The sequence below is a fragment of the uncultured Dialister sp. genome, assembly GCF_937959425.1.
GTDB lineage: Bacteria > Bacillota > Negativicutes > Veillonellales > Dialisteraceae > Dialister.
This window is the reverse complement of record NZ_CALGPS010000194.1, coordinates 1-6,550: the sequence shown is the minus strand read 5'-3', so window position 1 is coordinate 6,550 and position 6,550 is coordinate 1. Positions and strand designations below refer to the sequence as shown.

Below are 6,550 nucleotides of genomic sequence, written 5' to 3'. Positions count from 1 at the left end.
CGTGACGCCACTGCCGTTTCTTACCGACAGGAAACTATTCGCGAAAGGTTTCCTACTGAGCGTGACGCCACTGCCGTTTCTTACCGACAGGAAACTATTCGCGAAAGGTTTCCTATTGAGCATGACGCCACTGCCGTTTCTTACCGACAGGAAACTATTCGCGAAAGGTTTCCTGCTGAGCATGACACCAACGGTATTCCTTACCGACAGGAAACTATTCGCGTATAGTTTCCTATTGAGCATGACACTACTGCTGTTTCTTACCGACAGGAAACTATTCGCGTACAGTTTCCTGCCGAACATGACACCAATGTGGTTCATCGCGGCAGGAAACCAATCCCCTTATTGACTCTCTTCCCATAGTCCCCTACAATGAAGATATAATATAAAACTGCATTTTCCTAAAAAGGAGATTTTCCTATGAATATACGCGAAGAAACGAAACAGATGAAGCTGGCGTCACCGCTGCTGGCCGCCACGGCGATGGAAAAGAGGAATGAAGCCCTTGCCTGCATTCGGGAGGCTCTCAATGCCCATAAAGAGGAAATTTTTGAGGCGAACCGGAAGGACCTTGCCCTGGCCCAGGAAAACCATGTGGCGCCGGCGGTGGTAAAGCGGCTCACCTTTAACGAAGCCAAGCTTGCCGACGTGACAGCAGAGCTCACCAGCCTGATTTCCCTGCCGGACCCTATCGGGCGGGTCACCCTGGACCGTCAGCTGGATGAAGGCCTCCGTCTCACAAGGGTCACCTGCCCCATTGGCGTCATCGGCGTCATCTTTGAAGCCCGCCCCGACGCACTGGTGCAGATTTCCTCCCTCTGCCTGAAAAGCGGCAACTGCGCCATCCTGAAGGGCGGAAAGGAAACCACCTATACGAACCGCATTCTTTTTTCCCTGATTCATGAAGCGGCGGTGAAGGCAGGGCTGCCGGAAAAATGCCTTCTCCAGGCAGAGCAGCATAATGAAATCGATGAACTGCTGGAATGCCACGATTCGGTGGACCTCCTCATCCCCCGGGGCTCCAACGCCTTCGTGCAGTACATTATGAACCATACCTCCATCCCCGTGCTGGGCCACGCCGACGGCGTATGCCACATGTACGTGGACAAAGACTATGATATAAAAAAGGCCATCCCCCTCATTATTGACGGGAAGACCCAGTACACCGCCGCCTGCAACGCCGTGGAAACGGTGCTGGTGCACCGGGATATTGCAGCCGATTTTCTGCCGAAACTGGCAGACGCCCTCCGCGAAGCGGGCGTCACCATCCGGGGCAGCGAAGAAGTGAGCCGCATCATCCCCGTAGATATCATCCCCGAAGGGGAAAGCTGGCACAGGGAATACCTGGACCTCATCCTGGCCATCAAACTGGTAACAGACGTGGATGAAGCCATCAGCCACATCAATACTTACGGTTCCCACCACACCGACTGCATTATTACGGAAAATGATGAAACCGCCCGCCGCTTCATGACCCTGGTGGACTCCGCCGGCGTCTATCAGAACGCCTCCACCCGCTTCGCCGACGGCTTCCGCTACGGCTTCGGCGCCGAAGTGGGCATCTCCACCTCCAAAATCCACGCCCGGGGCCCCGTGGGCCTGGAAGGACTTGTATCCTACAAGTACAAACTCCTGGGCCACGGCCACATTGTAGGAGACTACGCCTCCGGAAAGAAGCAATTCCACTTCAGGGATTTGTGAGAGGAGCCGCTTCCAACGGACACGCCTTCGGCGTGAGGGTGCAGCCCGCCGCCATTTTATTGTCCCCCCGCTTGCGGGAGGGAAGGTGGTGCCGCAGGCACCAAAGGGGGGTGGGCCCGTAGGGCCCGTGGATTGCAAGAGAAAAAGGTTATTAAAATTGATGGGTCTACGACCCAGGTTTGACAGCCCTACGGGGCTGAGGATTGTGGATTGCCGTCTTCGGCAGCGGTGACCGCGAAGCAGTCACATACAACCGGCGGCTGACAGCTGTCTCATAAAGAAAAACACGGTAAAATCACCGCCCGATTTTACCGTGTTTTTTATTCGTGATATGATTAAGCTGTAAATGATTCAAAAGAAAGGAGTCCCCATGTCTATCACCCCCATTGTCCTCGTCATCCTTACCTTTATCGTCAATTTCATCATGGACTACTCCTTTTGGTCCGTCATGCTGTCCCTGTACTACATAGGCGGTGCCCCGGCAGGAACCGGTGATGAGACGATCCTTCTGAAACTCACCCTGGCATCGGTGCTCATACCTGCCCTTCTGGCCCGGCTGGGCGTGATGGAGCGCTTCTTCGTCTACTCCGAAGGTGGGAGGAAAGCCTATGGTGAAGACGCCCTCCTCCTGACGGAGGGGCTCCATGAAATCTGCCGCCGGGGAGAGCTTGACCCGTCGGACTACCGGCTGTATGTGGGCCTTCGGAATGAGTACAACGCCTTTTCCCTGGGTAAGAGCATTGTGGTCATGGCGCCCCTTCTCCGCCAGTTTCCTGAGGAAGAACTGCTTGGCGTCATGGCCCATGAAATGGGACACATCCAGCGGGGCCACACCGGCGCCAACCTGCTCTGCGTAGGCATGTCCTGGTTCGGCCAGATTATCGTCCTTGTCTACAACACCATTTTCCTCATCTGCCGGCTCCTCATCTGGATTCCCTTTCTGGGTATCCTCATCAACCTCTTTGCCCTCTTCATCAGCCTGCAGTACAACATTCTCTCCTTCCTCCTCCAGACGCCTATGCTCTTCATCTCCCGCTTCGGCAGCCGAAAGGAAGAATATGAAGCCGACGCCTACGCCTGCCGTCTGGGGCTGGGGAAAGGCCTCGCCCTGGGCCTCTATCACATCGAATCCATTTACGGCGCCGGCAGCGCCGGTTTCTTCAAAAGCCTTTTGAACGACCACCCCGATACGCCGAAACGGATAGAAAGAATCAGGAAATACCTGGAAACTCATTAAGGAGGATCCCTATGAAGGAAAAGCTCACCAGACTTCGCCATGAAAAACAGTGGGCCCCCTATGCCCTCGCCGTCCTGGGCGTCCTTCTTGCCCTTTTCTGCCTCATCCTCCTGCTGGCCAAGCTGGCCAGCTTCGGCGCCGCCCGCATTTTCAACTACGCCGCCGCCCGGCAGGACATGCTCCGCGGCACCATTACCGTAGAATCCATCACCGCCAATATCCACGGCGGCGTCACTTTTGAAAACCTTGCCTGGGATGATCCGGAAGGAAATCCCATCCTCCGCGTCCCCTCCGGCTCCTTCAAAGTGAACCCCTGGGACGTCATTTCAAAACACCTGGTCTCTACCACATTGGAAGAAATCACCCTGAACCGCCCTGTCTTCGCCGTCCGCTTCGACGAGGACATGAACGTGGACTTTGTGAAACGGGAAGAAAAGGAAAAGAAGGAATCCCAGCCTTCCGAAAAAACACTGGAAGACAAAGTGAAAAATTTCAACCGCCGCGGAAAGCCTCTCCACTTCAAACTCACCATCCATGACGGCCGGGTGCAGGCCTTCTACCGCCAGCGCCACTACATCATGAACCACGTAAGCATGACCGGCACCGTCAATACCAGAGGGCAGACCAAACTGAGCCTCACCGCAGGCCCCTTCGGCGGCACCGCCGTAGGCGACGGCGTGGAACTTCACACGGAAATCGATTTCAAAGAGAAGAACCTCCCCACCATGATCGAATTTACAGCCAGAGGCGTGGATCCCGCCTCCCTGGGCCTGGGCGATGACATTCATGACAAAATGACCCTCACCGCCACCGGAGACGGCCCCCTCTCCCATATTAAGGCCCACGGAAACGTTACCATGAAGGAACTCCATATCCCTGCCCTGGACTTTAAGGACGTGAAAGGAAAAATCCATTACGATAAAGGCCTCATGACCTTCACCGGCGTCAACGCCAAAGTCTACGGCGGCACCGTAACAGCAGAAGGAAATTACGACCTGGACAGCCGGGCCTACGACATCTACCTCCACGGAGAAGATCTGGACAGCCGCATCCCCTCCAACGAGCCCAAATTCTACTGCCTCGTCACCCTGGACGGCGAAATCCACTGCGACGGAAACCAGAAACACCTCATCGCCTTCGGCCGCTTCTCCTCCGGCCCCGGCTTCTACATGCTCATCCCCTTCAACCGCATTACCGGCACCTTCAACAACCGCTGGCGGGCCGTGGACTTCTACGACGTAGCCATCGACACCAATTTCGGCCTCATCCGCACCGACGCCTTCCACATTATCAACGGAAAACTCCACCTGGGCACCATCGAACTGGTAGATAAAGAAACAGGAAAAGCCATGAGCCTCCACGAAGCCAGAGACAGAGAAGGCCCTATGAAAACCATCAGAAACATACAGGATAACGTGAAAAGCATTAAGAAGCAGGTGGACGGACTGAAGCCATAAAGGCCGGCGAAGCCTCCGGGCAGAGAGAAAGGCTGACGGCTCCTGCGGCACCCGAACCCGCCCCGCCGATAAAGGACAGCCGCCTTCCCTATTTCCCGGCCCACTAAAAAACACCGGCTGAGAACCGGTGCCTTTTCCTAAATCATTAATAAATCCGTACCATGGAAAACTTGAACTTTGTAACCGCCTGCAGATGGTGAATGGATCCCTTCTTCATGAACAGGAAATCCCCCTTCTTCACCGGATGGTCGATGCCTCCCACCTGAAGAACCGCCTCCCCTTCCAAAGCCTGGAAAATGAGATCCGCCGGCGCCTGATGGTCAGGAATAAGCACTCCTGCATCCACCGCCATAAGCACATGCTCCGCCTTATCATTGCTGTCAATCACCAGCGGACGGAAACCGCCTTCCTTAAATTCCGCCTTATCTGCCAGATTGAAAACGACGCCTTCCTGAATTGTGTTAATCATATGAATCATCCTTTCTTTATACCTGAGCTCTGTAAGCTCTCATTTCTTTAACTGTCAATAGTATAAAGAAAATCCGCCGCCAAAACCTTGATACCTGTCAAGAAATCGAAAATTTCTAAATTTTTTTATTAAAAGAAGGTTTCCATGAAAGAACATCACTGCGTATCCATCGTCCCCCTCTTCAACCAACTCACCGAAGAGGAACAGAACCAAGTAGAAAGCCTCATCATCCACCGCCACTTCCGCAAAGGCGAAACCGTATGGCAGCCAGGCGAAGACCCCCTCCTCATCATCGTGGCAGAAGGCTCCATGAAAGTGTACATGCTCTCCAGCAGCGGCAGAGAACAGCTCCTCCGCCTCCTCACCCCCGGCAGCTACGAAGGGGTCAATGCCCTCCTGGGTGCCAGAACCCAAAGCATTTACATCGACACCCTGGAAGAAACGGACACCTGCCTCCTCCGCAAAACCGACTTCAACGCCCTCCTCCTGAAAACCCCCAGCCTGGCCCTGAAACTTCTGGAAATGAACGCCCAGCGCATGGCGGACACAGAAAACCAGACCCGCTTCCTCATGATGGAAAAAGTGGAAACAAGACTGGCCTCCTACCTCACCGCCCTTTCCAATGAAAATGAGAAGGACACGGTAGAAATCCCCATGAAAATGAAAGACCTCTCCGCCTACCTGGGCACCACCCCCGAAACCCTGTCCCGCAAACTCCACCTGCTGGAAGAAAAAAACATCATCCGCAGAAAAGGAAAGGAAATCGGGATTACTGACAGAGAAAAACTGCGGGAAATGGCGGAGGAATAGGGTTCAGAGAGGAAGGTTGACGCCCGCTTTGCGGGCGAAGGTTCTTAAGGTTCTTAGGTTTGACGGCCCCTGCGGGGCCGAGGGTTGTGGTATCGCCGCCATTGGACACGCCTACGGCGTGAGGGTTCAAAGGGTTCAGAAGGTTCAAAGGGTTCAGAGGGGAAGGTATCGCCCTGCGGGCGATGAGTATAAAGTCAGCGTTACGGGAATGCCTTTTGCGTCACCAAGGGTACATAACGTAGTGCAAAAGCCTTCTTTCTCTGGAAGAAGGTGGCGCCGTCAGGCGACGGATGATAGCGGCCTTTCGCAGAAAGGCCGAGGCCCGCAAGGGCCTAATGTGACACATAAAGCTGCGCGTCGTATATTCAGGCCTATCCTCAGCCCTGTCGGGCAGCTCCTTTCTGAGAAAGGAGCCTGACGTTACGGTAATGCCCTCCTGCTGCTTAATTCACGCTATGCATTACGGTGAATTGGCCACTATCGTGGCCACCCTATCCGGCTGCGCCGGACTTTTCCCCCCTATTCAGGGGGGGGAGAATAGGCCTCTCAATGATTACCTGCAGTATTATATGTGGCTGAATGGTGAGCGTCCATAGTGCCCCCGCTTCAGCGGGGGAAAGGTGGTGGCGCCAGCCACCAAAGGGGGTGCCGCCGAAAGGCGGCTTTTCTATTGGCGCCGTAAGGCGCCCTCCTCGCCAGCGGCACATATGAGACAAACGTTAGTAAATACCCGTTGGCGGGAATTGGCGACCTCCGGTCGCCACCCCCTATCCGGCTGCGCCGGACTCCCCCCTATTCAGGGGGGAGAATAAACCGCTCTACGCCTTCCTGTAGACTCATGTGGCACATTGCAGAGCGTCCATAGTGCCCCCGCTT

6 protein-coding genes are annotated in these 6,550 nt (G+C 54.9%); 5 read left to right on the top strand and 1 reads right to left on the bottom strand.

Going from position 1 to position 6,550, the window contains the following annotated elements:
• The 4 genes from Q0482_RS08155 to Q0482_RS08140 form a co-directional block, all read left to right on the top strand.
• A partial coding sequence (locus Q0482_RS08155) for a hypothetical protein (protein WP_299145329.1) occupies positions 1–349 on the top strand: 349 nt, incomplete at its 5' end.
• A gap of 71 nt (positions 350–420) precedes the next feature.
• Positions 421–1,701, top strand: coding sequence for a glutamate-5-semialdehyde dehydrogenase (locus Q0482_RS08150; protein ID WP_299145328.1), 1,281 nt, complete (start codon positions 421–423; stop codon positions 1,699–1,701).
• Between the two features lie 346 nt (positions 1,702–2,047).
• Complete coding sequence (locus Q0482_RS08145; protein ID WP_299145326.1) at positions 2,048–2,938, top strand: M48 family metalloprotease; 891 nt, start codon at positions 2,048–2,050, stop codon at positions 2,936–2,938.
• Positions 2,939–2,949: 11 nt separating this feature from the next.
• Positions 2,950–4,395 carry a hypothetical protein gene (locus Q0482_RS08140; RefSeq protein ID WP_299145324.1) on the top strand — a complete coding sequence of 482 codons (1,446 nt, stop codon included), beginning with the start codon at positions 2,950–2,952 and terminating at the stop codon, positions 4,393–4,395.
• Between the two features lie 145 nt (positions 4,396–4,540).
• Here the strand turns inward: Q0482_RS08140 and Q0482_RS08135 are convergent, their stop codons facing one another.
• On the bottom strand, positions 4,541–4,864 hold the full coding sequence (locus tag Q0482_RS08135; RefSeq protein WP_299145323.1) for a cupin domain-containing protein: 324 nt from the start codon (positions 4,862–4,864) through the stop codon (positions 4,541–4,543).
• A 144-nt stretch (positions 4,865–5,008) separates the two neighbouring features.
• Between Q0482_RS08135 and Q0482_RS08130 the strand changes: the two genes are divergently transcribed.
• Positions 5,009–5,674 (top strand): Crp/Fnr family transcriptional regulator, encoded by a 666-nt coding sequence (locus Q0482_RS08130; protein ID WP_299145322.1) that lies wholly within the window; start codon positions 5,009–5,011, stop codon positions 5,672–5,674.
• Positions 5,675–6,550: the final 876 nt, after the last annotated feature.

Coding starts and splice junctions, on each gene's coding strand:
- Q0482_RS08150 (WP_299145328.1), top strand. CDS start 421: ATGAATATACGCGAAGAAACGAAACAGATGAAGCTGGCGTCACCGCTG.
- Q0482_RS08145 (WP_299145326.1), top strand. CDS start 2,048: ATGATTCAAAAGAAAGGAGTCCCCATGTCTATCACCCCCATTGTCCTC.
- Q0482_RS08140 (WP_299145324.1), top strand. CDS start 2,950: ATGAAGGAAAAGCTCACCAGACTTCGCCATGAAAAACAGTGGGCCCCC.
- Q0482_RS08135 (WP_299145323.1), bottom strand. CDS start 4,864: ATGATTAACACAATTCAGGAAGGCGTCGTTTTCAATCTGGCAGATAAG.
- Q0482_RS08130 (WP_299145322.1), top strand. CDS start 5,009: ATGAAAGAACATCACTGCGTATCCATCGTCCCCCTCTTCAACCAACTC.